The sequence below is a fragment of the Actinopolymorpha sp. B11F2 genome, assembly GCF_040195635.1.
Classification (GTDB): domain Bacteria; phylum Actinomycetota; class Actinomycetes; order Propionibacteriales; family Actinopolymorphaceae; genus Thermasporomyces.
Map to the genome: position 1 here is coordinate 532,766 of NZ_JBEFTX010000002.1, position 24,417 is coordinate 557,182.

Below are 24,417 nucleotides of genomic sequence, written 5' to 3' on the forward strand. Positions count from 1 at the left end.
GATCGGTGGCCACGGACCTCGCAATGGTGAACGGAGGCAGGAAATGACGACGACTCCGGTGACCGACGCCGACCTCACCTCCGGAAAGGAGGTCGCGCCGCGCCGATCCCATCTCGACCGGAACCCGTGGTGGGCCGATACGACGATCCACGTCGTCCTGATTGTGCTCGGGCTCGTGACGCTGCTCCCGATGGTCAACATCCTGGCGAAGTCGCTGAGTTCGGGCACCGCGATCTCGGCCCACCCGTTGATGTTGCTGCCCAGGTCGCTGACGGTCGAGGCGTATCTCTACATTTTCGAGACTCCGGTCCTCATGCGTTCGTTCGCCATCACGGTCTTCGTCACGGTGGTGGGGACGGCACTCAACCTGTTCTTCACGACGACCGCGGCGTACGGGCTGTCGAAGACCTACATCCCCGGCTACCGCTTCCTGATGTGGCTCGTCATCATCCCGATGCTCTTCGGCGCGGGCCTGATCCCGACCTACCTCCTGCTCAAGGGGCTGGGACTCATTAACAGCATCTGGGTGCTGATCGTCGTCGGGCTGGTGTCACCGTTCAACCTCATCCTGATGCGGAACTTCTTTTGGAGCCTGCCGCCGGAGATCGAGGAGTCCGCACGCATCGACGGTGCGTCGGACCTGCAGGTGCTCTGGCACATCGTGCTGCCGTTGTCGAAACCGGTGATAGCGACGATCGGACTCTTCTACGCGGTCGCCCACTGGAACGACTTCTTCACCGGCCTGTTCTTCCTGACCGACAGCTCGAAATGGCCGCTGCAGGTGGTGATGCGGTCGATCATCATCGACCAGAGCATGCTCGGCATGGGCGGCGGCAACGCACCGACGAACGACCTGCAGAGGCTCATCGTCTCCGCCGACAACATCCGGGCCGCGACGATCATCTTCTCGATCATCCCGATCCTGCTGGCCTACCCGTTCCTGCAGCGGTACTTCGTGAAGGGCATCATCCTCGGCGCCGTCAAGGGCTGAGCCTCCGCGGAAGCCCAGCCCAGGCAGGAAGTCAGCGCTGGCGCCGCCACGGACCGGTGACGGCGAACGTCGTTCCCGGGTTGTAGCAGTTGGCGTAGAGCGTCTGGCCGTCGGCGGAGAAGTCGACACCGGCGAACTCGCCGTACGACGGTGCCTGCGGGGTCCCGACGTTCTGTCGGTTGCGGGCGAGGGGGAACACCTCGCCGCTCCCGGTGACGCCCAGCAGGTGTTGTTCGCCACCGGCATCCTCGGCCAGCATCAACCCGCCGTACGGCGACAGGCAGATGTTGTCCGGGCCCTCACCCGGTGCGTCGTCGTCGGGCTCGTAGCGGAAGATCAGGCTCAGCTCGAGGATGTTGCTGTCGGGGACGTAGCGCCAGACCTGACCATCGTGGTCGGCGGTCGATCCGTCCTCGCTCCTCGCGAAGCTGGCGACGAAGTAGACGCTGTCGTTGCCCCAGTAGCAGCCCTCGAGCTTCTGCGAGTGCGTGATGCCGCCCGGACCGAAGTCCTGGAACCGGATCGGCACGGTCTCGGCCAACGGATCGGGTACGTCCACCCATTCGATGCCGTCGAAGCGCGCACCGACCTCGGTCACCATGGACAGGTCGGTGACGCCAGGCAGCCGCATCGCCTGCAGCGTGCCGCCGGCGCGCAGGCTGCCGTAGCCGCCGAGCGGCTTCTCCGGAAGGAACCGGTAGAACAGCCCGAACGGATGGTCGAAGGCGTCCTCGGTCTCGTAGACGACGCCCGTCCGCGGATCCGTCGCCGTCGCCTCGTGCGCGAAGCGGCCCATCGCCTCCAGGGGAGTGGGGTCGGCGTTGCGGGCGTTGTCGTACGGATCGACCTCGAAGATCCAGCCGTGCGACAGCTCGCTGCCTGCGGGGCTCGCCTCGGTCTCCTCACAGGTCAGCCAGGTCCGCCAGGGCGTGAGGCCCCCGGCGCAGTTGACGAACGAGCCTCCGAGGCTGACGTACTCCTCCTTCAGTTCTCCACGCGCCGAGATCTCCAGCGTGGTGGTGCCACCGGGACCCAACGGGTCGTACGTATGGGAGGCCGGGCCCGGCACACGATGGGCCACGTTCTCGCGACACTCGTGGTTGCGGACCAGGATGGTTCCGCGCCCATAACGGCCGGGAAACGCCGCCTGCCCGTCGAAACGGCTGGGCACGGTGCCGCCACCGGAACGCAGGGGTTCGCCCTCGCGGCTCAGGATGCGGTAGGAGAAGCCGTGGGGGAGATCAAGGAAGCCACGCGGATCCTCCACCAGAGGGCCGTAGCCGGTCGCCGGGCCGCGGCTGCCGGCGGCGGGGTTGGCGGCGAAGAGCGAGTCGACCGCGCCCGCCACGACCACGCCCAGGCCCACACCTCCGGATCGGTTCAGCAAGTCACGTCGCGATATGGCCATGTGCCGCCTCCGCTCGTCGTCGTCCGCCGTTCTGGCCGCGTGCGTCAGCCAAGCACTGGGTCACGTTTGCGCTCGCCGCGAACCAGCCGACGATCGTTCTGCGTGTCCTGCGCAGGATGCTCGCCAACTTTCCTGCTGGCAAGGCGAACCGCTGACCGAACCCTGTCGCCTCCGGCCATTGAGACCCCCAGGTCACCTCCGAGCGGGGCACCGTATCGGGCGACCCCTGCGGAACCACGCATCGAGTCGGCCGGGCGGAAACCTCGTCGGCCGCCGGAAATCTAGTCGGCCGGCGGAAGGAGAAGCGTGTCGACGACGGCGGCCAGGACGTCATCAGGCGCAGCGCCAGTCGGCCGCGGCGAGCGGGCGAAGACGTCTGCGGCTGCCTGGTGGAAGCCCTCCGGTAGACCGGCGGCGGCGAAGGTAGCCGCGATTTCCTCCATTTCGCCGCGCCAGCGCCAGCCCTTGTCGTGAGCGGCCCGAGCGGCTCCGGCACTGCGGTTGACGAGGGCGGACTGCGACTGCTCCCACTCGGCGACGAGGCCGGCGTCGACCCCCTCCCGGGTCGCCACCGCACGGATCGCGAGCAGGAGGGCGCTGGTGCCCTTCGTCCAGGCGGCGTAGCACATCTTGAGTGCGGAGGCGAGTCCGACGTCGTCGCCCACGCTGCGGACGCCGAGAACCGTGCCCTCGAACAGGTCCACGACGGAGTCCGCGTGCGCGCCGGACACGTAGAGGCGGGTCGTACCCACGCGTTCAGGCGGTCCGCCGATGATCCCGCCGTCGACCATGCGTCCGCCGCCCGCCTCGATCAGCGAGCCGACCTCGCGCGCGGTCGTCGGGGACACCGCGTTGGCGTCGACATAGGTGCCGCGGTAGCCGGCGAACTCGCCGGCGACCTCTTTCGCCGCGTGCGGCGGGCAGATCGACAGGACGAACGCACAGTCGCGGGCAAGAGCTGCCGGTGTGGCCGCATCGGTCATTCCCGCCCATTCCGCGCGCGCCCGCGTTTCCGCGCTGCGGCCGCTCGAGGCGTAGAGCACCTCGTGGCCGCGTAGCGCGAGCTGCCGGCCGACGGCTGAGCCCATGTCGCCGGGATGGAGTACGCCGATCGTCACCGTGTCCACGCCGGAACCCTAATGCGTACAGGCGTCCTGGCGGCACCCCCGTGTTGGCTGTTGGATGAGGGCCGCCCCTCATGCGGCGTGCCGTTGGGTGGTGGTGCCCCTCATGCGGCGTGCCGTTGGACAAGAGTGCCCCTCAGTCGGGGTTGCGTACGTACGCAAGGGCGACGGCTCGTGGCGAGGAGCGTCGCTAGGTCCGGTGAGGAACGCTTCGGATGACGGTCTCCAGCGCGAGCTCGGCCATGGTCGCGAACGTCCGCTCGCGTTCCAGCGCGGTCGTCGCCTCGCCGGTGGGGATCTGGTCGCTCACCGTCAGGATCGTGAGCGCTCTGGCCCCGAACTTCGCCGCCAGCGTGTAGAGCAGGTTAGTCTCCATGTCGACCGCGACCACCCCGTGGTCAGCCAGGCGCTGAAGGAGCTCCGGGCGGTCGGAGTAGAACGCGTCGACCGACGCCACGGGCTTCACCTGCGCCGCGACATCCCGCTCGACGGCGAGGTCATAGGCCGTACGCAGCAGGTCGAAGTCCGCTGCCGGGGCAAAGTCGAAACCCTCGAACCGGACCCGGTTCATCGCCGAGTCCGTCGACGCCGTGATCGCGAGCACGATCGCGCGGAGCGGAAGCCAGTCGACCAGGGCGCCGCAGGACCCCACGCGGACAAGGGTGCGTACGCCGTAGTCCGCCATCAGCTCGTGGGCGTAGATCGCCAGCGAGGGGTGACCCATGCCGGTGCCCTGGACCGAGATTCGTTCTCCGGCGTAGTTGCCGGTGAATCCCAGCATGTTGCGTACGGTCGAATAGCACTTCGCGTCCTGCAGGTAGGTCTCGGCGATCCACCGGGCCCGCAACGGGTCGCCCGGCAGGAGGACGGTCTCGGCGATCTCGCCGGGCTTCGCGCCGATGTGGATGCTCATGGCCGGCGATCCTGCCAGAGCGGACCGACCACTCCCACCGGTCAGCCCGGGCGGGGTCACCGATGGTGATCGCTGCCGCGCCGACCGGTTGAGGCCGGTGCCCTCCGTCCACTGGACAAGCGGCGGAGCCATGCCGACCGGGAAGTTACAGTGCACATCGTGCCGCGCCTTGCAGAGCTCGCCCTCGCCCGCTCCACCCTTGATCGCGCGACCGAGCGCCGCCGTAACGCTGCCTGGGTCGACGCGCGGTGGGCGGACCCGCGATGCCGGGTGCTCGTGGTCGTCGACGGCGAGGTCCCCGTCACCGACGACGCGACCGCCCTGGTCTTCACCACGCCCGAGGAACTGGACGACCCGCAGCCGCCGGAGGAGCGGTACCTTCTCGGGCTCGACAGTGAGGGAGTGCCGTACTTCGCCGTGCCGGGTCCTACGCCGGCCGAGCCGAACTCCTCCGCTGGCGGCAGTCGGCGGGCCGGTCTGCGTGACGCCGGCGCGATCCTCTCCGACCGCGACTCGGGTCTCTTCGTCCATGCCGTGGCCCTGGTCAACTGGCACGCCGCCCACCCGTGCTGCGCCCGCTGTGGCGCGGCCACCCGACCGACTGCCGGAGGGCACGTACGCCGCTGCCCGTCGTGTGGCGCTGAGCACTTCCCACGGACGGACCCGGCGATCATCGTGCTCGTCTTCGACGAGGACGACCGCTGTCTGCTCGGCAGGCAGCCCAGCTGGCCCGTGGGCCGCTTCTCCACCCTGGCCGGGTTCGTCGAGCCGGGCGAGCCGCTCGAGCACGCGGTGGCGCGCGAGGTCGACGAGGAGACGGGGATCAAGGTCGTCGATCCGGAGTACGCCGGCAGCCAGCCGTGGCCGTTCCCGTCGAGCCTCATGCTCGGCTTCTTCGCCCGCGCGGTGACGACGCAGATCAAGGTCGACGAGGAGGAGATCGCCGAGGCGCGCTGGCTCTCCCGGGAGGAGCTGCGTACGGCCATCGATTCCGGCGAGCTTCTGCTGCCTGGCAAGGTCTCCATCGCCCGGCGGCTGATCGAGACGTGGTACGGCGGGGAGCTTCCCGGTTCCTGGTGAGGCTGCCGGAGATCGGCCGGGCCTCCCGCGCGCTCTTGGCCCACCTGGTCACGACAAACGAGGATCCGGGAAGAACGCGAAGCTCCGTGGTGTTAGGCAAGCGTCGGGTAACAACGGACGCATGTACCGGGAGGACTCTCGATGACGAACTCCGTCACGATGTACAGCACGCCGTGGTGCGGGTACTGCCGCCGCCTCAAGGGTCAGCTCGAGCGCGCCGGCATCGCCTACACCGAGGTCGACATCGAGCAGCACCCCGACGCGGCCGAACTCGTCGCCAAGGTCAATGACGGCAACAAGACCGTGCCCACCGTCGTGTTCCCAGACGGCTCCGCCCTGACCAACCCGTCGGTCGCGCAGGTCGTCGAGCGCCTCGGCGCCCCCGCCTGATCAAGGGCCGATCATGAAGATTTTGCGGCGCATGGGCTCCGAAAGGCTTCATGATCATGGAACGGGCGCCCGCGCGCCTGCGGTTGTCCGCTGCGGCTGGAATCATGGTCCGGCGTGACTGACGCGAACGCTGCCGCCACGCACCTCACCTTGCTACCCAGCGGCTCGGGCCCGGCTGGCTCCGGGCTGGCCGGCGGCGGGCCGGCCGCCCCTGGAAGAGCGTCTGGCGCGCCATCCCCGGACGCGGTCTTGGCGGCATTGGACCCGGAGCAGCTCGCGGCGGCGACCTCTCTCGAGGGACCGCTCTGCATCCTTGCCGGCGCCGGCACCGGCAAGACCCGCGCCATCACCCACCGGATCGCCTACGCCGTCCTGTCCGGGCAGTGGAAGCCGCAGCGCGTCCTCGCCGTGACGTTCACGACCCGAGCCGCCGGTGAGATGCGCACCCGTCTCCGCGAACTCGGCGTGGCCGGCGTACAGGCGCGCACCTTCCACTCGGCCGCTTTGCGACAGGCGCGCTATTTCTGGCCGCAGGTCTACCGCAGCGAGCTACCGCCGATCGTGGAGAGCAAGCTGCGTTACGTCGCGGAAGCGGCCGGTCGGTGCCGGGTACCCGCCGACCTCGCTGGGCGTCGCGACCTCGCCGGCGAGATCGAATGGGCCAAGGTCAGCAACGTCCGCCCCGACGACTACCCCGTCGCCGCCGCGCAGGCGGGCCGCCAGTTGGCCGGTTACGACGCCGCCACGGTCGCCCGTGTCTTCGCCAGTTACGAGGAAGTACGCCGGGACCGGGGCCATCTCGACCTCGAGGACGTCCTCCTGTGCGCTGTCGCCCTGCTGGCAGACTCGCCCAAGGTCGCCGAGGCGGTGCGGGCGCAGTACCGCCACTTCGTCGTCGACGAGTACCAGGACGTCAGCCCGGTCCAGCAGACGCTGCTCGACCTGTGGCTGGGCGACCGGCCGGACGTGTGCGTGGTCGGGGACGCCAACCAGACGATCTACTCCTTCGCGGGCGCGAGTCCGGCGTACCTCCTCGAGTTCACCCGGCGACACCCCGGGGCGTCTGTCGTACGCCTCGAACGCGACTACCGCTCGACGCCGCAGGTGGTCAAGGTGGCCAACGGCGTCCTGGCCGATGCCCGCGGTGCGGCGAGCAAGCACCGGTTGACGCTGCGGGCCCAGCGACCGGACGGCCCTGAGCCGGTCTTCACCGAGTATCCCGACGAGGTCGCCGAAGCCGAGGGGATCGCCCGCGCGGTCGAACGCCTCGTCGGCCAGGGCACCCCACTCCGCGAGATGGCCGTCCTCTTCCGGGTCAATGCCCAGTCCGCCGCCTTCGAGCAGGCCCTCGCCGAACGCGGGATTCGCTATGTCGTCCGAGGCGCGGAACGGTTCTTCGACCGGCCAGAGGTGCGCGAAGCTCTGGTGCTGCTCCGTGGGGCGGCCCGGGCGGCCAACTCGGCTCCCATCGCGGCCGGCTCCTCGGTAGCCGCCACGCCTGGCTCCGCCGACGCAGAGGCCGCCGCCGACGCAGGCTCGGCACCTGACGCAGGCTCGGCCCCTGACGCAGGCTCGGCCCCTGACGCAGACGCCACCAGCGACGCCGACGCCCCCTCGCCGGCACTGCTCGCGGAAGTGCAGGCCGTCCTCGGCGCCATCGGTTGGACACCAGAACCACCGAGTGGTTCCGGTGCCATGCGCGAACGCTGGGAGTCGCTGGCGGCACTGGCGTCCCTCGCCGGCGACCTGTCGCGCGAGCGGCCGGGCGCTGACCTCGCGGCGTTCCTCGGCGTACTCGACGAGCGCGTGGCCGCCCAGCATGCGCCCGCGGCAGACGGGGTGACGCTGGCGACCCTCCACGCCGCGAAAGGTCTCGAGTGGGACGCCGTCTTCCTGGCCGGCATCCACGAAGGGACAGTCCCGATCACCTACGCCGACACCGCGGACCAGGTGGAGGAGGAACGTCGGCTGCTCTACGTGGGCGTCACTCGTGCCCGCATTCACCTCTCGGTCTCCTGGGCGCTGGCCCGCACGCCGGGCGGCCGGTCGCGACGATCACCGTCGCGGTTCCTCGCCTCCGTCCGTCCGCAGGGGAGCGCGGTCGCCGATCGTCGTGCGGAAGGAACGAATGGTGGGCGGTCGGGCCGCAAGGCCCAGCGCACCGTCGCCCGCTGCCGCACCTGCGATCGCCCGCTCCAGGACGCCAGCGAACGCAAGGTCGGCAGGTGCGGGGACTGCCCTGCGACCTACGACGAGCAGATGTTCGAAAAGCTTCGGGCGTGGCGGCTCGAACAGGCGCAGGAGCAGCGTGTCCCTGCCTACTGCGTCTTCACCGACGCGACCCTGGTCGCGATCGCGGAGACCCGACCCGCCGCGGCCGCCGAGCTGGCGAAAGTCCCGGGCGTAGGTTCGACGAAGCTGGGCCGGTACGCCGAGGACGTCCTCGCGATCTGTGCCGGCAGTTCACCGATGCGGAAGGTGTCGTCCGACGACCCTCCCGCCGTTCAGGGCGAGCTTCTCCCGCCGGAGACCTGAGTCGCCGAGTCCCGTCGCGCCGGACCTCGTGGGCACGAAACGGTAAAGGCTGCAGGTCCCCCCATTAATTGCATTGCTCTCGGCAGGGGGGAGGCGTAGTGTCAGCTCGACCCCACACCGCCGCATCGCGGTTTGGCATGTCCGAGCAGAGGGAGGTGCGCCAGATGATCATGGTGATTCGTCATCGCCGTGAGCTGACGCTCGGTGCTCCCCGCTCGATGACACCTGCTCGGCGGTCCATCTCATACGTCTCGCCCGCGTTCCAGGGGACCAGTCTGCCCACAGGCGGATTCGATTCGTGCGCGCGCGGCCGGAAGGTCTATCGCGATGACACCGCCAGCCAAGGCCACGTGAGCGTTCTTCCGTGGAGCGCGGAGCTTCCGGCGACGCCAGCCGCGCCCACGAGCACTGTCGAGCAGAGCAGTGTTCTCACGACCGGCCGCATTCCTGCCGGTCTTTCCGCCCCGTCCGCCGCCGCCCTTCCGATCAACGTGTCCGTCCCGGCCAACCTGTCCGTTCCGAGCAGCGTTTCGCGGCGTACCACCAAGGGACCCTTGTCGGGTGTCCCAGCCTGGAGCCCTCCGGTCTTATGACAAGACCTGACCGGCCACCAGGGCCGCGGAACCCGACTCGGGATCCGCGGCCCTTTTGTTTGCCCAGTTCGAACGAGATGACCAGCCATGGAAAAGCCCAGCCCATCGAGTTGCCAGTCCGATCGAACCAGCCAGTGCGATGTCGACGACGACAGCCAGGGAGTCAGTCAGGCAGTGAGACACACACCCAACAAGGAAGCCAGCACAACGAGACCAGGCCAGCAGACACAGACCAGGACACAAGGAGGTGACCGGAAAGTGAGTCTCAGCGTCCTCGACGGTGTACCCGAGGTCATCAGCGAGTTCGAACTTCCCTGCCGGTCGTTCGATCCGGAGCTCTTCTTCGCAGAATCACCTGCCGATGTCGAGTTCGCCAAGACCATCTGCGTCGACTGCCCGATCAAGCGCGAGTGCCTGGACGGTGCTCTCGCTCGGCGCGAGCCGTGGGGAGTCTGGGGCGGCGAGCTGTTCATCGCCGGTGTGGTAGTTCCGCGGAAGCGGCCGCGTGGACGTCCTCGCAAGAACGAAGTCGCCGCATGACCACCATCCGACTGAGGACGGAGTCCGGGGAATGCCCGGCCGCCGCCTCCTACCCCACAGAGAACCCGATGACCAGAGACCTCTCGGTCGATACCCCGGCGCGTGCGATTCCGGGCGATGCGGCCACCGATCTGCCAAGGAGCACCTCCGTGCATCTTCTCCACGAAGAGCTGGCACGCGCGCAGATACATGAGCGTGTCAGTAAGTCCAGCAAGACACGACAAGCGACTCAGCTCGTCCGCGCCCGGCGACTGAGCCGTAAGAGCCGGGAAGCCGCGTTGCGGGCCCGCCTCATCCGGGCGCGATTCGGATAGGAATAACCGAGCAGGGTCGGGCATCTCGTGAACACCGCGATGCCCGACCCACTCGTCTCGAACGCGGGTCGGGTACGCGGAAGATCGCCGCCATGCCCGACCCGCGTATCCCGACCGGTGAACGATGCCGGGTACTCCGGGACTTGCCGCGATGCCCGCTCTCGCGCATTCCGACGCGACGGCCGACAAAAGGGCCGCCCTGCGCCTTGTCTGGAATCGCATTCCGTCACAATGTCTGTCGAAATATTCTGCGCTTGCAGGGGCCCGTTTCGAAGCATGTCTGTCCCTCGGCCGTTACACGGTCGCGCGACGATGGTGCGTACGAACGAATCGGCCTACTGGACGGGTTCAAGGCGAGAAAGTGACGGATCAATGATCGAGTGCGACCTTTGCGGCGTTCACGCGCCAACCGAAGACCTGCCGCTCAGCTGGGCGGTGTCGTTCACGCGCGATCTGACGACGAGCTACTACTGCGGGGCGTGCGCTCGCGCCAACCTTCACACCATCGAGGGCCGGCTCGACCCCGCGGGATGGTGAGGAAAGGGCAGGCCTGACATTCAGGCTTCGGCAGCCTCGTCAGCCTCGTCAGCGGAAACGGCTTCTGCGAGGCCCGCCGGCACGTCTGAGAATCCGGGCAACCAACGTTCCAGTTCCTCCCGGAACGGCGCCTCGGCTCCCAGCTGGGCCAACACTCCGATTCCGCCACCCCAGACCCGGTGGATCAGGAGGTACGACGGCGGAAGGTTGAGCCGGAGCGCTGTCCTGGCGCCGTCAGCACGCACGTCGCTGATCCGCTGGAACTGCGTCCGCATCCACTCTCTGGTGAAGCGGAACGTCGCGGTCTGTGCAGGCTCGGTGAACGGCTGAAGGTAGTCGTGCAGGCTCTGTGGATCGATGTCGACGTCCGGCTTGATGAACCCTTCGGCGCGCAGCCCCTCGGTCACCGCGTGGAAGTCGCCGTCGAGGCCGATCCGCAACAGCCGGCCGATCTGTGGCGGGAAGCCGCCGGGGAGCCGGGCTACCAGGCCGTAGTCGACCACTCCGAGGCGCCCGTCCGGGGTGATGCGGTAGTTGCCGGGGTGTGGATCCGCGTGCAGCAGACCCGCCCGCGCCGGACCCGAGAAGAGGAAACGTACGAACAGGAGACCGGCGCGGTCCCGCTCTTCGGTCGTCCCGCTGGCGATGACCTCGCTGAGTGGTGTGCCGTCGAGCCAGTCGGTGACGAGCACTCTCGGGGTGTAGAGCCGCACCGGCGGCACCGCGATCTCGGGGTCGCCGTCGTACGCCGCCGCGAATCCGGCCTGTGCTTCGGCTTCAAGGGTGTAGTCCAGTTCCTCGCCGATGCGGGCCTTGAGCTCTTCGACGAGTGGCTTGATGTCCATGCCGGGAAGCCAGACCGCGAACAGCCGGCTGAGGCGGCCGATCTGGTTCAGGTCCGACCGCAGGGCGTCGGCGGCGCCAGGGTACTGGATCTTGACCGCCACGTCCCGCCCGTCGGACCACCGTGCCCGGTGCACCTGGCCGATCGACGCGGCGGCGGCCGGAGTGTCGTCGAAGCCACGGAGCCGGCGGCGCCAGTGCGGTCCCAGTTCCTCCTCGAGCACCCGGTGCACCGTTGCCGCGGGCATCGGCGGTGCGGCGTCCTGGAGTTTGGTGAGCGTCGCACGGTAGGGCGCCATCAGTTGCTCGGGGAGGGCTGCCTCGAAGATCGAGAGCGCCTGGCCGAACTTCATCGCGCCGCCCTTGAGCTCGCCCAGCACGCGGAACAGCTGATCGGCGGTGCGGCGCTGCAGGTCGGCTGTGACGGCTTCGACCGGCTTGCCGCCCAGCCGCTTGCCGAGGCCGACCGCGGTACGGCCGGCGATTCCCAGGGGCAGGCCGGCCAGCCGGACTGTGCGGGCGAGACCTTTGCGAGGAAGATCGCTCACACGTCCATTGTCCGCTTCCGGGGCAAGTGCCGCGTCCTGCCCGGGGAGTAGATCGCGCTCTCCGGGGTGGGGCTGTCGGTTCGCAGGCGTCGTCACCCGACCGACCCTAGACGGGCGGGGCGTGGGGGTCCCGCACGGAGCCGGCGTTCGGAGGCAGATCGCACCTCGTCCGGGTCCAGGCTCGACCAGTCGGCGTCCAGCCACCAGGTCGCGCCGGCGTCCGCCCATGGCCGGACGATCTCGGCGGCTGCCGCCGGGTCGTCGTGGGGCGTCGTACCCTCCATCACGACGTCGTAGTCGTCCATCGTGAGCCCCTGTGCCGCCCGGTGCGCCCTGATCCAGGCGGTGCCTTCGGCGAGCATGTCGGGCGTGAAGTCGGATCCGGCCGACGTGTCGTGCGGCGCGTAGTGGGGCAACCAGCCGTCCCAGGCAGCCGCTCGGCGCATCGACTTCGGGCGCGGCCAGCCACCGACTACCCAGACCGGGATGCGCGGCTTCTGTACGGGCGGTGGAGCTGCCGGCGGGACCAGCGAGCCGGTGGCGCGCGAGCGGAAATGCTTGCCCGCATAGTCGAATGCTGCGCCCGTCCACAGCTTCGACAGCATCGCGAGACCTTCGTCGAGCCGCTCCGCGCGCACCTTGCGTCCGGGATCTGACTCGAACAGCCACCACCGGTCTTCGCCTGTGACGCCCAGACCCACCGACAGGGTGACCCGTCCGCCGCAGAGGTTGTCGAGGGTGGACGTCTGGCTCGCCAGCTCCCACGGCTGGCGACGGGGGAGCGGTGTGAGCATCGTGCCCAGCCGGATCTGGCTCGTGGTCATGGCGGCAGCGGTGAGGCTCACCCAGGCGTCGATCGCCCAGATGCCCTCCCAGACGAAGAAGCCGTCCCAGCCGTGCTCCTCCGCTATGGCCGCGAGATCGCCGGCTGTGCGGGCATCGCCATAGGGGAGTACGAATCCAAAGCGCATGGACGCGACCCTAGACCCTGGCTCCGACTACTCGCGTTGCGTGAAGGGTGCCCGCATCCAAGCGCCGCCCTCAGGCCGCTGCCATCGGTGACGAGCCTGAACGGCGGTGGGCCGACGAACCGGTGGAGCGCGGAGTCTTCCCGGCGTCTCGCGGACCATCCGACTCGTCGCTGGCGTGCTGTTCCGGGTCGAACTGGCACCCGCACGCGGGATGGGCAGACCACGTACGTCGGCGTACGGAACCGAAAGGCAGGTCCATCTCGATCGTCGCGTCCAGCGACGGCGGCCGGCCGCCCTCGAGGAACGCCAGGACATGCATCACGGCGTGCGACGCGAGCGCGGTCGCGAGGACCACGTCGCAGGCTTCAGCCCCTCGGGGCGCCGCGAGAGCCTGGGAGAGCACGCTCGGCCACCGAGGATCGTGCGCCGTACGCCGCAGGTCGTGGCACCGGATGCACGAGGACACCCCCGGGAGTACGAACGGACCGAGGATCGCCCGCCCCTCGCGCATGCGGACGAAGAGGTGGGGCAGTCCCGCCCGGACGAAGGCGTCCGCCATCCTGCGATCGGGCTCGTCGTCGGGCGCGATCACCGCCAGATCGGGCCGCTCGAGTGGATGGCCGGGACTGACCGCCATGACCTCGGTCGACGGTGCGGCCTGGGCGGCGGCCCGAGCCGCGCCCTCGCCGCGAGGCGTACCGACGTCGGCGGCGACGAGACCGGCCGGCGCCAGGTCACCCGGAGCGGTCGGAGCCTGGTCGTCGACAACGACTTGAGCTACCCCGGAGGACGACACCAGCGTGATGATCGACGCGCCCACCCGCCCGGCGCCGAACACCGCGATGTGCGCTTCGCGCCGGCGGCTCATGGTCGCCACGCCACCGTCGAGCGAACCCTCGGCCACCGAACGCGCCGCCAGGTCGGGCAGGAGACGTTCCCGCTCGGCGGGCCCCAGGCCTGGCACGGCTCCAGCCGCGGCGCGTCCGGCGTCATCGAGCGCGCCGCCTTCCGCGAGCAGGCGAAGGAGCCGCCTGGTATCGGCTCCGCTGCCGCCGTGCGCGACCGCCTGCGTGACGAGCGCGTCCTCGGTGCGTATGCCGGTCAGGGAATCGACCACACCCGCGAGCACCGGATCGAGCCCGGTGAGGACGAGAGCGTGGGCAGGGTCGAGACCGACCTGGAGCGTGTGGGGATCCCGCCATATCCGATGCAGGGCAGGTTTGATTCGTGGCCGCACGATGGTGCCTCCCCGTGTGTGCTGGCGCCAATTGCGGACGCCTCCGCCCGCAGGGGGAGAAGCCTGCCACGTCCGTACGGACGCCCGCGGGCGTCATCCACAGGCGGTGTTAGTGTCGGCCGCGAGGCATCGACGCTGGACGAGAACCACACCGAACGAGGAAGTCGAACCCGACATCATGGACGACGCGCGCACCGAGGCGGAGCAGCCCGCCGCCGCGGCCGCATCGTCCTTCCGCCGGCTGCTCACTCCGCGGTGGATCGCGTTCACGATCACCGTCGTTCTCGCCGTGGCGGCGTTCCTGTTCCTGGCGTGGTGGCAGCTGAACCGCTTCGAGTCGTCGTCTGGCAGCTGGCAGAACTTCGGTTACACGCTGCAGTGGCCCTTCTTCGCGGCGTTCGCGGTCTACCTGTGGTGGAAGCTGCTGCGTGAACCAGCACCTCCGCCGGATCTCGAGTCCCGCCGGGTGGCGGACACAAGCGCACCGGCTGGCCCTGGCCGGGTGGACCCAGCCGCCGTCACGCCACACGACAGCGGAAGCCTGCTCGCCGCCAGTGACGTCTCTTCTGGCGACGACGAGGCGGCGTTGCCACCCCTACCTTCGAAGCGCCCGCTGGGGTCGCCCGTGCCCGACCCGATGGCCCAGGTGGCCGATGATCCTGAGCTCGAGGCGTACAACGACTATCTCGACGCCCTGCACCGCCGGTCGCTCCGCGTCGCGGCGGGGCATGGGAGATCCACGAGCGCGGCGCCACGCGGGGCCGGAGCACCTGGGAGCGGCGCATCTGGGACTGGAGCAACTGGAGCCGGAGCACCTGGGGGCGGAGCAGTCGGAGCCGGAGCACCTGGGGGCGAGGGATGACGGCCGACGCCGACGTACCGGTGACTCCGCCGGCGACATCGCACATGGCGCCCGAACTCCGCGGGCGCCTCGCCCGGTTCCGGGTGATCGCGTACGTCGTGGGGGTGTTTCTGCTGGTTCTCGCGCTCGTCGCGATGCCGATGAAGTACCTGGGCGATGACGCGCGTGCGGTCGCGATTGTCGGGCCGATTCACGGGTTCCTGTACATGGTCTACCTCGTGCTGGGGGCTGATCTCGCCCTCCGGGCCCGCTGGTCGCTGCGGGGGACCCTGGCGGTGCTGGTAGCCGGAACCGTGCCGTTCCTGTCGTTCCTCGCCGAGCGGATCGTCACGCGTCGCACCAGGCGGGGTGAGCGGGTCTAGCCGTGTCCAGCGCCGTCAGCTGGATCTGGGCGTCGCGGAGAACAGGAACCGGCGCGACGCCAGGCAGCCAGAACTCGCCCAGGTGGAACCATGCGGGGCGGCCCATCGTGCGGCCGCCCCTTCGGTGGCCAGATTGCTCAGGCCTTGCCGAGGATCCGGTTGAGGTTGGTGCCGCACTCGGGACAGGTGGCCTTGGCCATCCGCGTGCCCTTGTCGTTCACCTTGACCTCGCCGGTTGCATTCCGCTTGGCCTTGCATTTGACGCAGTAGAACTCGCCTGTGTAGGTCTCCGCCATGACGGCCCTCCTCGCTGTGCTGGGTCGGGGCAGGGCGGGCCCGCCCGGGCCGCCCGATCTCGGGTCACCTTATTCCAGCGCCGTCCACGACTCCGTGCGCGGCACCCCATGGCCATGTCCTGCCCATGGTGTCCCCTTTTATACCCGTGTGTGCGTGATGGTCGCGGGATGTGCTTCCCGGACGGCGCCGTGTCGACGCTACCCGTGGTTGGCGGCGGGTCAAACCCGACCCCCCGAGATCGTCAAAGCCGACAGCCCCGCGATCGCCGCCTCGTCCCCCAGAGCGTGGTGATCGACAGGACGCAGCGATCGACATATCGCCGTGGTCGACAGTGCGGGATCGACAGTGCGGGGTCGACAGTGGGGGATCGACAGTGCGGGACACTCTGGTCGCCGTCGCCCCAGCACGCTGAGTTATCCACGGCTGTGGAAAAGCCTGTGGAGAGCATGTGTACATCTGGGGGATTCCCGGTGGATGACGTGTGTGCACACCTGTGGACGCTTGGCACCTTCTGTCCAGGACTATGAGCCTGACCTGCGAGTTCACCGGCCGGCGGCCTGTGGGAATCCGGCGCTTCGCGCGTGGATGGGGCAGCCCTTGTCGGTTGTTGGGGGTACCTTGCTGGGGTGGCCGAACCGGCGTCGAGGCAGCGGAGCCAGGCGCGCCCGAGTTCACGCATAGACCGGGCGCGTGATGAGCCCTACCACGTGGAGGTGCGCCGCAGCGCCCGCCGCCGCCGCACCGTGAGCGCCTACCGAGAGGGCGACCGAGTAGTGGTCATGGTCCCCGCCCGAATGACCCGCGCCGAGGAGCGCCGCTGGGTCGACGTCATGCTCGACCGGCTCGCCGCGCAGGAGCGTCGCCGGCGGCCGAGTGACGCCGAGCTCCTGACCCGGGCCCAGACGCTGTGCCAGCGCTACCTCGGCGAGGTGTCCGGGCCAGCCAGCGTCCGATGGGTCTCCAACCAGGGCATGCGCTGGGGATCATGTACGCCGAGCGATGGGACGGTCCGGCTGTCCTCGCGGCTGCAGGGCATGCCGGTCTGGGTCGTCGACTACGTACTCATCCATGAGCTCGCACACCTGGTCGAACCCGGGCACACGCCGCGATTCTGGGAGCTCGTACGCCGTTACCCCCAGGCCGACCGCGCTCGCGGTTACCTCGAGGGGGTCTCGGCCGCGGCGCAACTGTCGCTCGCGGAGTGCGAGAACGAGAACGAGAACGAGAGCTAGTCGAGCCCGTGGGTCGGCCCCAGGACGGCCCGGACCGGATTTCACCCTCGACCTGGCGCAGTTTCATCCCCTCCGGACGTGGTCGCACGCACTTCCCTCGTCGAGGCTGACGGTGGAGGGGCCGCGCAGGGGGAGGTGCGGGAATGCTGTGGGTGATCAGCGCTGCCGTGATTGCAGTGCTAAGTCTCGCGATCGCCGTCCTGTGGCGGCGACGTCGTGTGGTGTACGCATCGGGCGTTTTCCGGTGCAGGTTACGAAGCTCGTCGTGGGGTCTCGACACGTTGACGCAACGCTGGTCGAGACACGTTTCCTACGCTGTGTGGGTGCATGACGTCCTTGTCGTGTATCGGGGGATCGCACTGACGCGGGTAGTGCTGTTCGCCTGCCGGTTCGCCGAGGATCTCGAGGACGCGCCTGCCGACCTTCGCCGGTTGGGTCCGTGTCCGCTGCTGCTCAGGCTGCGGCTGGACGACGGGGCCATCGTGGAGGTGGCGGCGCCGAGGCGATCCTGCGGCGATCTGGTGGGGCCGTACGTCGCCGCGCAGTTGCATCCGTCGGAGCGCCGGTCGGGCCGCTGAGCTCACCGGATTCGCGCCGGGCTCACCTGCTCCACCCAGTCATGGGTCGGGTGCGTGGGTCCGGCTCGTTGCCGTGTCTCCATGACGCCGCCGAACGGGCGGGAACTCATCGCGCACGCGCCCGGCCTCGACGCCGTTGCGGTGTGCCCGGAGCACGGTGCCCGGGATTTTGCGCTTGCCCAATCATCCTGCGCGGGTGAGGCCCCCACCCACCCTCCTCGCGGAGACTTTTCGCAGAAGTCTTTTGGGGGAACGACTTTGCGGGGGACGGAATGCTGCTCGACGATGTGTTCTCACTTGCCCGCCGAGTCGCTCCGCGTGGCACCGGTCTTCGCTGGCCGGTCCCGAGGGTACGCAGTCAGGTCACACCGGACCTTGCGCGGACCGATGCGTGCCGGGCCTCGATCGCCACGGATGTCCTGTGCCTCGCGCCGACCCGCGCCCTCGATCACGAGGTCGCCCCTGTGGTGGTCGGCGGCGTTCTGAACCGGGTCGCGGAATGCGATCCGGTTCCCGTTGTCGTCGTCCTCTCCCTCCAGCACACGCCCGAGATCGACGACCGTGCGTGCGAGGGCCTGATCGAGTTGCACTACCGGCTACGGGCCAACGGTGTCCGCCTGTACGTCGGCGCGCTCCGCTCACCGGTCTTCGAGCGTCTTCGGGCGGCCGGCGTGGTGGCCAGGCTCGGTGTCGACGCGGTCTGGCCGAGTTTGCAGACCGCCATGCTCGCGGCATACGGCGAACTGGCTGGTCCCGCGGTGGTCACCCGGGAGGTGGTCGCGGCGCTCGAGTTGCGCATGGTCGCGCTGCCGTTGTGAGTTCGGTCGTAGGACCGGACGGGGTTGATCCTCGCGGGCGTCTGCGGACCAGCCTCCCCGCCTCCGCCGGAACGCTCGCGCTCAGCTCAGATGTACCGCCAGCCCGGGCGTACCGCCAGCCCGGGCGTACCGCCAGCCCGGACGTACTGCCAGCCCAGCCCCCTCCTCAGGCCGGCCACTGCGGGTCGAACTCGTCGGCGACATCCTCTGCCTCCCCGAACAGGTGCCGCCGGGTCCGCTTGGACAGCCGGTCGGCGAAGACGATTCCTTCCAGGTGGTCGGTCTCGTGCTGAAGACAGCGCGCGAGCATCCCCGTGCCGTGGATGACGACGGGCGCTCCGCTGTGGTCGAAGCCTCGGACCGCGGCGCGGTCGGGCCGCGCGCAGGGTGCGTACGCGCCCGGCAGCGAGAGGCAGCCTTCCTCGGAGTCGTCGAGGTGTCGGTCCGCGCCGGTCGGCAGTTCGAGGACCGGATTACAGACAACGCCTTCGACCATGACCTGGTCCTCGTCCGGGCAGCGGAACACGAAGACGCGGAGGTCGACGCCGATCTGGTTGGCGGCGAGTCCCACGCCGTCGGCGGCGACCATCGTGGCGGTCATGTCCGCGACGAGCGCCGCGAGTGCTTCGTCGTACGCCTCGACCGGGCGGCATGGTCGGTGCATGACAGGCTCGCCCCATCGGGTGATCGGTCGGACGGATCCTCCGTCGGGAAGCGTGCCCAACCCCACTCCTTCCGTACGGCGAGCTCGTGCGTTCTCGCCCTGTGCCGTCGCTGGTGCGGAGATACCGTACGGGGTCGGCCGGCATCGGCCACGGGAGCCCTGAAGCCCGGCGTTCTCGGGGCAGGGAAGGATGCACTGCCGCTTTCCGGAATGGGCGGGATGTACGGAATCCCCGATAAGGGTGAACGCCGGTATGGTCTCGGACATGTCGAATGTGAACAGGGGCGACGAGGACCCCGGCGCCAACACGGCCATGTTCCAGCGCTTCGTCGATGACGGTGCGAAGCCGGGAGCCCGACCTCCGTGGGCACCCAAACCCCGGCAGACCGCCCTCAGGATCGCGGCGGTGGTCGGCGTGGTCGTCGTCGCGCTCGTGATCCTCGCGGTCGTCATCCTGGGCTGACCCGCGGTTCAGGGGCTGGAACGCCCTCCCCGCGGGGCCTGCCCCCTACCTCCGGACGCTGGTCAGCGGCTCAGTGCAAGCGCGGCGACCGCGGCCGTGACGCTCTGCGGCACTCCGGAGGCAAGGTCACGCGGCAGGTCAGCGACCGGAAACCAGCGAACGTCACGTGACTCTTCGCTCACCGCGGGTGTCCGATCGGCGGGCGAGATGCCGAGGAACTGGACGTCCAGGTGCGACTCCACACCGCACGGCGCTCCATGGCGGGACAACATGACCGGCTCGCGGCTGCGCGTGAGCTCGTCCAGCCCGGTCTCCTCCCGCGCCTCCCGCAGGGCCGCGGAGCCGAGCGAGACGTCGTCGGGTTCGCAGTGTCCCCCCGGTTGGACCCAGCGGTTCAGCCGGTTGTGAAGGACCAGCGCGGTATGCCGACCGGTGGGGTCAAGGACCACCATGCTGGCGGTGAGATGGGCAGGTGCGCAGCTGCGCCACACCCCATCGGAGTGCCGCGCCAGGTGGGCGAGATAGTCGAGCCGGAGGGCCTCCTGCTCGGCGTCGGGCGCCTTCCACCGGGAGAGCGACGCCACGGCGTCGTCATGCAGCGAGCTCACCGGCCGGATCCAGGCGTGTCAGGCCCCTCCTGGTCGGGCCCGTCTGGGCTTGGGCGGTCGCCGGGACCCTCCGAGCCGGGTTCCTCCGGCGGAGCAGCCGCCCCGCCGCCATCCTCCGGTGGTACGTCGAAGCCCAGGTCGCCGAGATCCATCCGGTCCGGAGATCCGGCCCGCTCGGCGAACCCGCGCGGGTCGTCGAGATCGTCGCCCGACGGCAGCATGTCCGGATGTGCCCACAATGCCTCGCGGCCGGTGATGCCACGGGTCTCCCGCAGCGTCGCCCACAACGTGGCGGCGTCCCTCATCCGGCGCGGACGGAGTTCGAGGCCGACGAGAGTGACGAACGTCTGCTCGGCCGGCCCGCCCTCGGCTCGGCGCCGGCGTACAGCCTCGTGGAGGGAGACCGCGGACGGCATCCGCGGCGCGGCGGCGGCGGTCACCACGTCGTCGACCCAACCCTCGACCAGTGCGAGGGCGGTCTCCAGCCGGGCGAGCGCGGCCTTCTGCCGCGGCGTCTCCTCGGGTTCGAGCAGGCCGCTTCCGAGGGCCTCCTGCAACGCCTCGGGGTTGGCCATGTCGATCCTGCCGGCGAGGTCCTCGAGCTTGCTGACGTCGACGTGCATGCCGCGTGCGTAGTCCTCCACGGCGGAGAACAGATGGGCCGACAGCCACGGCGCGTGGTGGAAGAGCCGCTGGTGGGCACACTCGCGCAGGGTGAGATAGAGGCGTACGTCGTCCTCGGGCAGCCCCAGCCCGGTGCCGAACGCGGCGACGTTGGCCGGGATGAGCACCGGCTGACCGAGTGGACCCAATGGGAGTCCGATGTCGGTCGACCCGAAAACCTCGGTGGCGAGCTGGCCGAGACCCTGCCCGACCTGGGCGCCGAACATCATTCCGCCGACCTGGGTGAGGACGCCGGTGAGCTGGGCGCCCATCGGTCCAGGCTGCTCGGGTAGCGCCTTCTCCATCGCGCCGACGACATGGGTCGCGAGGGGTTCGATCAGCTTCTTCCAGGCAGGAAGGGTGCCCTCCAGCCACTCGACGCGGTTCCAGGCGAGCGCTTCGCCGGCCGAGCCCGCGGGCAGGCTCGTGGCGTCGTCCAGCCAGTGTTCGGCGAGGCGGACCGTCTGGTCGACGGTCGTACGTTCGGCCGCGGTCAGCGAGGCGTCGCCGGCCTGGCGGATCGTCTGGCGGGCAGTTTCTTCGGCGAGCTGCCAGTTGATCGGGCCGCCCTGCCACGAGAACATGCTTTGCAGCTGTCCGAAGATCGCGCTGAGGTCGAACCCCGCCAACGGGTTGTCCGAACCGCCGGGTTGCCGCTTCTCGGGCTCCTCGCCCTCGTGCCCGGCACCGGGCTCGTCGTTGCTCACGGTTGGACCTCCGGCAGGATGAGAGATGGCTGCGTACGGATGATGGTGTGCGGGGGGCTGGTGCACGAGCGCGCCACGGCCGTACGTAGCACTGCGTTCATATCGTCCAACCTAGCCCGGGAGTTTCCAGCTGAACGACGAACCCACCCGCGTTCGTGCCCGGCGGAGCCGCCGCACGACGCGCCGGCCTGCCGTCACGGCGCGCAGGGGCGGCGGACTGGTGGCGGCGGTCACCGGCGCGTCCACGGGAATCGGGCGGGCCCTCGCCGCGCGGCTGGTCGGGCTGCCCGAGATCAAGCGGGTCATCGGGATCGACGAGCGCCGGGGCGACCTCGAGGGTGTCGAATGGCGGGTGCTCGAGGTTCGTGATCCCGCGATCGCGCAGCGCATCTCCCGCTGCGACGTCGTAGTCCACCTCGACCTCGACCGCTCGCCCGACTCCGACCCGCGGCAGCGGAGCGCGCGCAACGTTGGTGGCACGCAGACGGTGTTGACGGCGGCTGCCGCGGCGGGCGTACCCCGGGTGGTGCTGTGTACGAGCGCCATGGTCTACGGCGCCGCCCCGGACAACTCCGTGCCGCTCGACGAGGACGGGCCGCTGCGGGCACGGCCCGAAGGCATCGTGTCGGACATGCTGGAGATGGAGTGGCTTGCCCGGCGCGCGCCGAAGGCGCATCCCGGGTTGTCTGTGACCGTCGTACGCCCGTCGATGCTGGTCGGGCCCGACGTCGACACCTTCCTCACCCGGCACTTCGAGGCGGCCAGGCTCCTGGTGATCCGGGGAAGCAAGCCGAGCTGGCAGTTCTGCCATGTCGACGACCTCGTGAGCGCGCTGGAGTACGCCGTGCTCGGCAAGGTCGACGGTCCGGTCACGGTCGGCTGCGAGGGCTATCTCGAACAGGACGAGGTGGAGATGCTGTTCGGCCTGCCGCGGCTCGAGCTTCCCGAGGGGCTCGCCCTCGGTGCTGCCGAACGCCTGCACCGGTTGGGCCTCACCCCCGCCCCGGCCAGCGATCTCGCCTACGTGAGCCACCCGTGGGTAGTGTCGTCGGCGAAGTTGCTGGCCGCCGGTTGGCAGCCGGCCTATGACAACGTGACGGCCTGCGAGGTCCTGGCGACCGACGTGGCCGGGCGGCACGCGGCGCTCGGTCGGCGGATCGGTCGGCGGGAGACCGCGACGATGGGTGCTGCCGGCGCCACCGTGGCTCTACTTGGCGCCGCCGCCGTCGTACGCAGGGCACGGCGGAGAAGATCGCGAGGCGGGACATGACGCGGGTGGCTTCAAGTTCGACCGGGCCGGTGGCCGATGTGGTCCGGCTGCTCGACGTACGGGAGACGCCGCTGTCGGTCGACGAGGTCCTGGCGGCGATCGCCGATCCTCGGGCCGGCGGGCTGGCGCTGTTCGTGGGAGTCGTACGTGAGGAGGACGGCGGGCGCGGAGTGACCGAGCTCGGGTACGAAGCGCACCCGGCGGCGATCGAGGAACTCCGCCAGGTCGCCTCGGCCGTGGCGGCGGCGCATCCGGTGTGCGCGGTGGCGGCCGTCCACCGGGTGGGTGACCTCGCGGTGGGGGAGGCCGCGGTGATCGTGGGCGTGGCCGCGCCGCATCGGGGTGAGGCGTTCGACGCCTGCCGGCAGTTGATCGACGACCTCAAGGCGCAGGTGCCGCTGTGGAAGCACCAGCGCTTCACCGACGGCTCCGCCGAATGGGTCGGCGCCGGATAACTCGTTCGCCCCGCTCGGCTCAGTTTCCCGGGCTCCCCGTGATCATGTTCGTGATCATGTCGGTGATCATGAAGAATTTTGGGATCTATGGGCCATTTTCCTTTCATGGTCCCGATTCCTTTCATGATCACGAACATGATCACGAACATGACGACCGACATGATCACCGACATGATCACCGGGCTGCGAACCGCGGAGATGATCGCGAGGACCGTCGCGGGTGCTTACGGGACGGTCACCTACGCTGGGGCCCATGTCTCGCCGTGTCGCGACGATGACGCTGACCGCGGTCCTGCTCATCGCCCTCGTAGCCGTCGCCTGGCTGGTTCCTGTGCCGTTCGCCGCGATGAGCCCTGGGCCCACCGAGAACACTCTCGGCACCGTCGACGGCAAGCCCATCGTCCAGATCAGCGGGCACGAGACGTTCAAGACCAACGGCGCGCTCGACCTCACCACCGTCGCGGTGAGCAGCCCTGACCAGAAGCTGGACCTCATCAGCGTCATCGTCGGCTGGATCGACCCACGCGTCGCGGTCGTTCCGTACGACTATCTCTATCCCGGCGACCCCACACCGGAGCAGGTCGAGCAGGAGAACGCCGAGGCGATGCAGACGTCCCAGCAGACAGCCGTCGCGGCCGCGCTGCGCCAGGCGAACGAGAAGGTGACACCGGTCGTCCAGGTGCAGGCCGTCGTCGAGGACACACCGGCCGTCGGCAGGCTGAAGGCCGGTGACGTGATCGTCGCGGTCGACGGTAAGCACGTCACGGGTGCCCAGGATGTCGTCGACATCGTGGGCAGGCACCAGCCGGGCGACCGGATCCAGTTCGCCGTACGTCGGGGCGACAAGGATGTCGACGTCTCCATCACCACGGCGAAGTCACCCCAGGACCCGGGCAAGGCGTTCGTCGGGATCACGCCGTTCGACGGCTTCGAGTTCCCGTTCAAGGTCACCGTCAACCTCGGGCAGGACATCGGCGGCCCCAGCGCGGGCACGATGTTCGCGCTGGCCATCGTCGACAAGCTGACCAAGGGCAGCCTCACCGGCGGACACCACATCGCGGGCACTGGTGCGATCGCGGCCGACGGCACGGTCCAACCCATCGGCGGGATCCAGCAGAAGATCGCCGGGGCGAAGGAGAACGGCGCCGAGACCTTCCTCGTCCCGGCCGCCAACTGCGAGGCGGCCGCGGCGGCCCAGGTCGACGGCATCCGCCTGGTCCGGGTCGACACGCTCCGTGGCGCCGTACAGTCCCTCGAGCGGCTGCGCGACCAGCCGTCGGCGCGTGTCCCGAGCTGTGCGCGATGAAGGCGACGGGCCGCCGACGACGCGACAACGAACCGACCATTGCGGCCATCGGAGCGCGGGGCGTCGCGGGGGAACCCGGGACGTTTTCGCTAAGTTTCCCTTCCAGGG

General features: G+C 69.5%; 25 protein-coding genes. 15 read left to right on the forward strand and 10 right to left on the reverse strand.

Going from position 1 to position 24,417, the window contains the following annotated elements:
* The first annotated feature begins 43 nt into the window (after positions 1-43).
* Entirely contained in the window at positions 44-991 is a 948-nt protein-coding gene (locus tag ABN034_RS06305) for a carbohydrate ABC transporter permease (RefSeq protein WP_349690022.1), read from the forward strand.
* A gap of 31 nt (positions 992-1,022) precedes the next feature.
* Here the strand turns inward: ABN034_RS06305 and ABN034_RS06310 are convergent, their stop codons facing one another.
* The 3 genes from ABN034_RS06310 to deoD all read right to left on the reverse strand — a co-directional run bounded on the left by ABN034_RS06310 (position 1,023) and on the right by deoD (position 4,436).
* Positions 1,023-2,378: an alkaline phosphatase PhoX gene (locus ABN034_RS06310; protein ID WP_349690023.1), complete on the reverse strand. Its 1,356-nt coding sequence runs from the start codon at positions 2,376-2,378 to the stop codon at positions 1,023-1,025.
* Positions 2,379-2,680: 302 nt separating this feature from the next.
* Positions 2,681-3,526 (reverse strand): DUF1932 domain-containing protein, encoded by an 846-nt coding sequence (locus ABN034_RS06315; RefSeq protein ID WP_349690024.1) that lies wholly within the window; start codon positions 3,524-3,526, stop codon positions 2,681-2,683.
* Positions 3,527-3,713: 187 nt separating this feature from the next.
* Positions 3,714-4,436 (reverse strand): purine-nucleoside phosphorylase, encoded by a 723-nt coding sequence (gene deoD, locus ABN034_RS06320; RefSeq protein ID WP_349690025.1) that lies wholly within the window; start codon positions 4,434-4,436, stop codon positions 3,714-3,716.
* 159 nt (positions 4,437-4,595) lie between these two features.
* Between deoD and nudC the strand changes: the two genes are divergently transcribed.
* The 5 genes from nudC (at position 4,596) to ABN034_RS34280 (ending at position 9,888) form a co-directional block, all read left to right on the forward strand.
* Positions 4,596-5,516: an NAD(+) diphosphatase gene (gene nudC / locus ABN034_RS06325; RefSeq protein ID WP_349690026.1), complete on the forward strand. Its 921-nt coding sequence runs from the start codon at positions 4,596-4,598 to the stop codon at positions 5,514-5,516.
* Between the two features lie 141 nt (positions 5,517-5,657).
* A complete protein-coding gene (locus tag ABN034_RS06330) occupies positions 5,658-5,906 on the forward strand; it encodes a mycoredoxin (protein ID WP_349690027.1) in 249 nt (82 codons plus the stop codon).
* A 114-nt stretch (positions 5,907-6,020) separates the two neighbouring features.
* A complete protein-coding gene (locus ABN034_RS06335) occupies positions 6,021-8,441 on the forward strand; it encodes an ATP-dependent DNA helicase UvrD2 (protein ID WP_502878973.1) in 2,421 nt (806 codons plus the stop codon).
* 851 nt (positions 8,442-9,292) lie between these two features.
* A complete protein-coding gene (locus ABN034_RS06340) occupies positions 9,293-9,574 on the forward strand; it encodes a WhiB family transcriptional regulator (protein ID WP_349690028.1) in 282 nt (93 codons plus the stop codon).
* Complete coding sequence (locus tag ABN034_RS34280; RefSeq protein WP_502877597.1) at positions 9,571-9,888, forward strand: putative WhiB-interacting protein; 318 nt, start codon at positions 9,571-9,573, stop codon at positions 9,886-9,888. Before ABN034_RS06340 ends, ABN034_RS34280 begins: the two co-directional genes overlap by 4 nt.
* Before the next feature lie 557 nt (positions 9,889-10,445).
* Here the strand turns inward: ABN034_RS34280 and ABN034_RS06345 are convergent.
* The 3 genes from ABN034_RS06345 to ABN034_RS06355 form a co-directional block, all read right to left on the reverse strand.
* Positions 10,446-11,816, reverse strand: coding sequence for an ABC1 kinase family protein (locus ABN034_RS06345; RefSeq protein ID WP_349690029.1), 1,371 nt, complete (start codon positions 11,814-11,816; stop codon positions 10,446-10,448).
* A gap of 92 nt (positions 11,817-11,908) precedes the next feature.
* On the reverse strand, positions 11,909-12,787 hold the full coding sequence (locus ABN034_RS06350) for an LLM class flavin-dependent oxidoreductase (protein ID WP_349690030.1): 879 nt from the start codon (positions 12,785-12,787) through the stop codon (positions 11,909-11,911).
* A gap of 70 nt (positions 12,788-12,857) precedes the next feature.
* Positions 12,858-14,024: a ThiF family adenylyltransferase gene (locus tag ABN034_RS06355; RefSeq protein WP_349690031.1), complete on the reverse strand. Its 1,167-nt coding sequence runs from the start codon at positions 14,022-14,024 to the stop codon at positions 12,858-12,860.
* A gap of 178 nt (positions 14,025-14,202) precedes the next feature.
* Here ABN034_RS06355 and ABN034_RS06360 point away from each other — a divergent pair, with 178 nt between their 5' ends.
* On the forward strand, positions 14,203-14,886 hold the full coding sequence (locus ABN034_RS06360) for a hypothetical protein (protein ID WP_349690032.1): 684 nt from the start codon (positions 14,203-14,205) through the stop codon (positions 14,884-14,886).
* A complete protein-coding gene (locus tag ABN034_RS06365; RefSeq protein WP_349690033.1) occupies positions 14,883-15,248 on the forward strand; it encodes a DUF3817 domain-containing protein in 366 nt (121 codons plus the stop codon). Before ABN034_RS06360 ends, ABN034_RS06365 begins: the two co-directional genes overlap by 4 nt.
* A 137-nt stretch (positions 15,249-15,385) precedes the next feature.
* Here ABN034_RS06365 and ABN034_RS06370 read toward each other — a convergent pair whose 3' ends face one another.
* Positions 15,386-15,544, reverse strand: coding sequence for a DUF5679 domain-containing protein (locus ABN034_RS06370; RefSeq protein WP_349329759.1), 159 nt, complete (start codon positions 15,542-15,544; stop codon positions 15,386-15,388).
* Positions 15,545-16,258: 714 nt separating this feature from the next.
* Between ABN034_RS06370 and ABN034_RS06375 the strand changes: the two genes are divergently transcribed.
* From ABN034_RS06375 to ABN034_RS06385, 3 genes are all read left to right on the forward strand, one after another.
* On the forward strand, positions 16,259-16,777 hold the full coding sequence (locus ABN034_RS06375) for a M48 metallopeptidase family protein (protein WP_349690063.1): 519 nt from the start codon (positions 16,259-16,261) through the stop codon (positions 16,775-16,777).
* 323 nt (positions 16,778-17,100) lie between these two features.
* Complete coding sequence (locus ABN034_RS06380) at positions 17,101-17,355, forward strand: hypothetical protein (protein WP_349690034.1); 255 nt, start codon at positions 17,101-17,103, stop codon at positions 17,353-17,355.
* A 272-nt stretch (positions 17,356-17,627) separates the two neighbouring features.
* The gene (locus tag ABN034_RS06385) at positions 17,628-18,173 is read left to right on the forward strand and encodes an STAS domain-containing protein (RefSeq protein WP_349690035.1); all 546 of its coding nucleotides are present in this window, start codon (positions 17,628-17,630) and stop codon (positions 18,171-18,173) included.
* A 166-nt stretch (positions 18,174-18,339) separates the two neighbouring features.
* Here ABN034_RS06385 and def read toward each other — a convergent pair whose 3' ends face one another.
* A complete protein-coding gene (gene def, locus ABN034_RS06390; protein WP_349690036.1) occupies positions 18,340-18,897 on the reverse strand; it encodes a peptide deformylase in 558 nt (185 codons plus the stop codon).
* 205 nt (positions 18,898-19,102) lie between these two features.
* Between def and ABN034_RS06395 the strand changes: the two genes are divergently transcribed.
* A complete protein-coding gene (locus ABN034_RS06395; RefSeq protein ID WP_349690037.1) occupies positions 19,103-19,300 on the forward strand; it encodes a hypothetical protein in 198 nt (65 codons plus the stop codon).
* Between the two features lie 62 nt (positions 19,301-19,362).
* Here the strand turns inward: ABN034_RS06395 and ABN034_RS06400 are convergent, their stop codons facing one another.
* Positions 19,363-19,908 (reverse strand): NUDIX hydrolase, encoded by a 546-nt coding sequence (locus tag ABN034_RS06400; RefSeq protein WP_349690038.1) that lies wholly within the window; start codon positions 19,906-19,908, stop codon positions 19,363-19,365.
* On the reverse strand, positions 19,905-21,278 hold the full coding sequence (locus ABN034_RS06405; RefSeq protein ID WP_349690039.1) for a zinc-dependent metalloprotease: 1,374 nt from the start codon (positions 21,276-21,278) through the stop codon (positions 19,905-19,907). Before ABN034_RS06405 ends, ABN034_RS06400 begins: the two co-directional genes overlap by 4 nt.
* A 220-nt stretch (positions 21,279-21,498) precedes the next feature.
* Between ABN034_RS06405 and ABN034_RS06410 the strand changes: the two genes are divergently transcribed.
* The 3 genes from ABN034_RS06410 to ABN034_RS06420 all read left to right on the forward strand — a co-directional run bounded on the left by ABN034_RS06410 (position 21,499) and on the right by ABN034_RS06420 (position 24,309).
* Complete coding sequence (locus ABN034_RS06410) at positions 21,499-22,548, forward strand: NAD-dependent epimerase/dehydratase family protein (RefSeq protein WP_349690040.1); 1,050 nt, start codon at positions 21,499-21,501, stop codon at positions 22,546-22,548.
* Between the two features lie 5 nt (positions 22,549-22,553).
* Entirely contained in the window at positions 22,554-23,003 is a 450-nt protein-coding gene (locus tag ABN034_RS06415; protein WP_349690041.1) for a molybdenum cofactor biosynthesis protein MoaE, read from the forward strand.
* Positions 23,004-23,256: 253 nt separating this feature from the next.
* The gene (locus ABN034_RS06420; RefSeq protein ID WP_349690042.1) at positions 23,257-24,309 is read left to right on the forward strand and encodes a YlbL family protein; all 1,053 of its coding nucleotides are present in this window, start codon (positions 23,257-23,259) and stop codon (positions 24,307-24,309) included.
* Positions 24,310-24,417: the final 108 nt, after the last annotated feature.

Coding starts and splice junctions, on each gene's coding strand:
- ABN034_RS06395 (WP_349690037.1), top strand. CDS start 19,103: ATGTCGAATGTGAACAGGGGCGACGAGGACCCCGGCGCCAACACGGCC.
- ABN034_RS06360 (WP_349690032.1), top strand. CDS start 14,203: ATGGACGACGCGCGCACCGAGGCGGAGCAGCCCGCCGCCGCGGCCGCA.
- ABN034_RS06420 (WP_349690042.1), top strand. CDS start 23,257: ATGTCTCGCCGTGTCGCGACGATGACGCTGACCGCGGTCCTGCTCATC.
- ABN034_RS06305 (WP_349690022.1), top strand. CDS start 44: ATGACGACGACTCCGGTGACCGACGCCGACCTCACCTCCGGAAAGGAG.
- ABN034_RS06385 (WP_349690035.1), top strand. CDS start 17,628: ATGCTGCTCGACGATGTGTTCTCACTTGCCCGCCGAGTCGCTCCGCGT.
- ABN034_RS06365 (WP_349690033.1), top strand. CDS start 14,883: ATGACGGCCGACGCCGACGTACCGGTGACTCCGCCGGCGACATCGCAC.
- ABN034_RS34280 (WP_502877597.1), top strand. CDS start 9,571: ATGACCACCATCCGACTGAGGACGGAGTCCGGGGAATGCCCGGCCGCC.
- ABN034_RS06350 (WP_349690030.1), bottom strand. CDS start 12,787: ATGCGCTTTGGATTCGTACTCCCCTATGGCGATGCCCGCACAGCCGGC.
- ABN034_RS06330 (WP_349690027.1), top strand. CDS start 5,658: ATGACGAACTCCGTCACGATGTACAGCACGCCGTGGTGCGGGTACTGC.
- ABN034_RS06370 (WP_349329759.1), bottom strand. CDS start 15,544: ATGGCGGAGACCTACACAGGCGAGTTCTACTGCGTCAAATGCAAGGCC.
- deoD (WP_349690025.1), bottom strand. CDS start 4,436: ATGAGCATCCACATCGGCGCGAAGCCCGGCGAGATCGCCGAGACCGTC.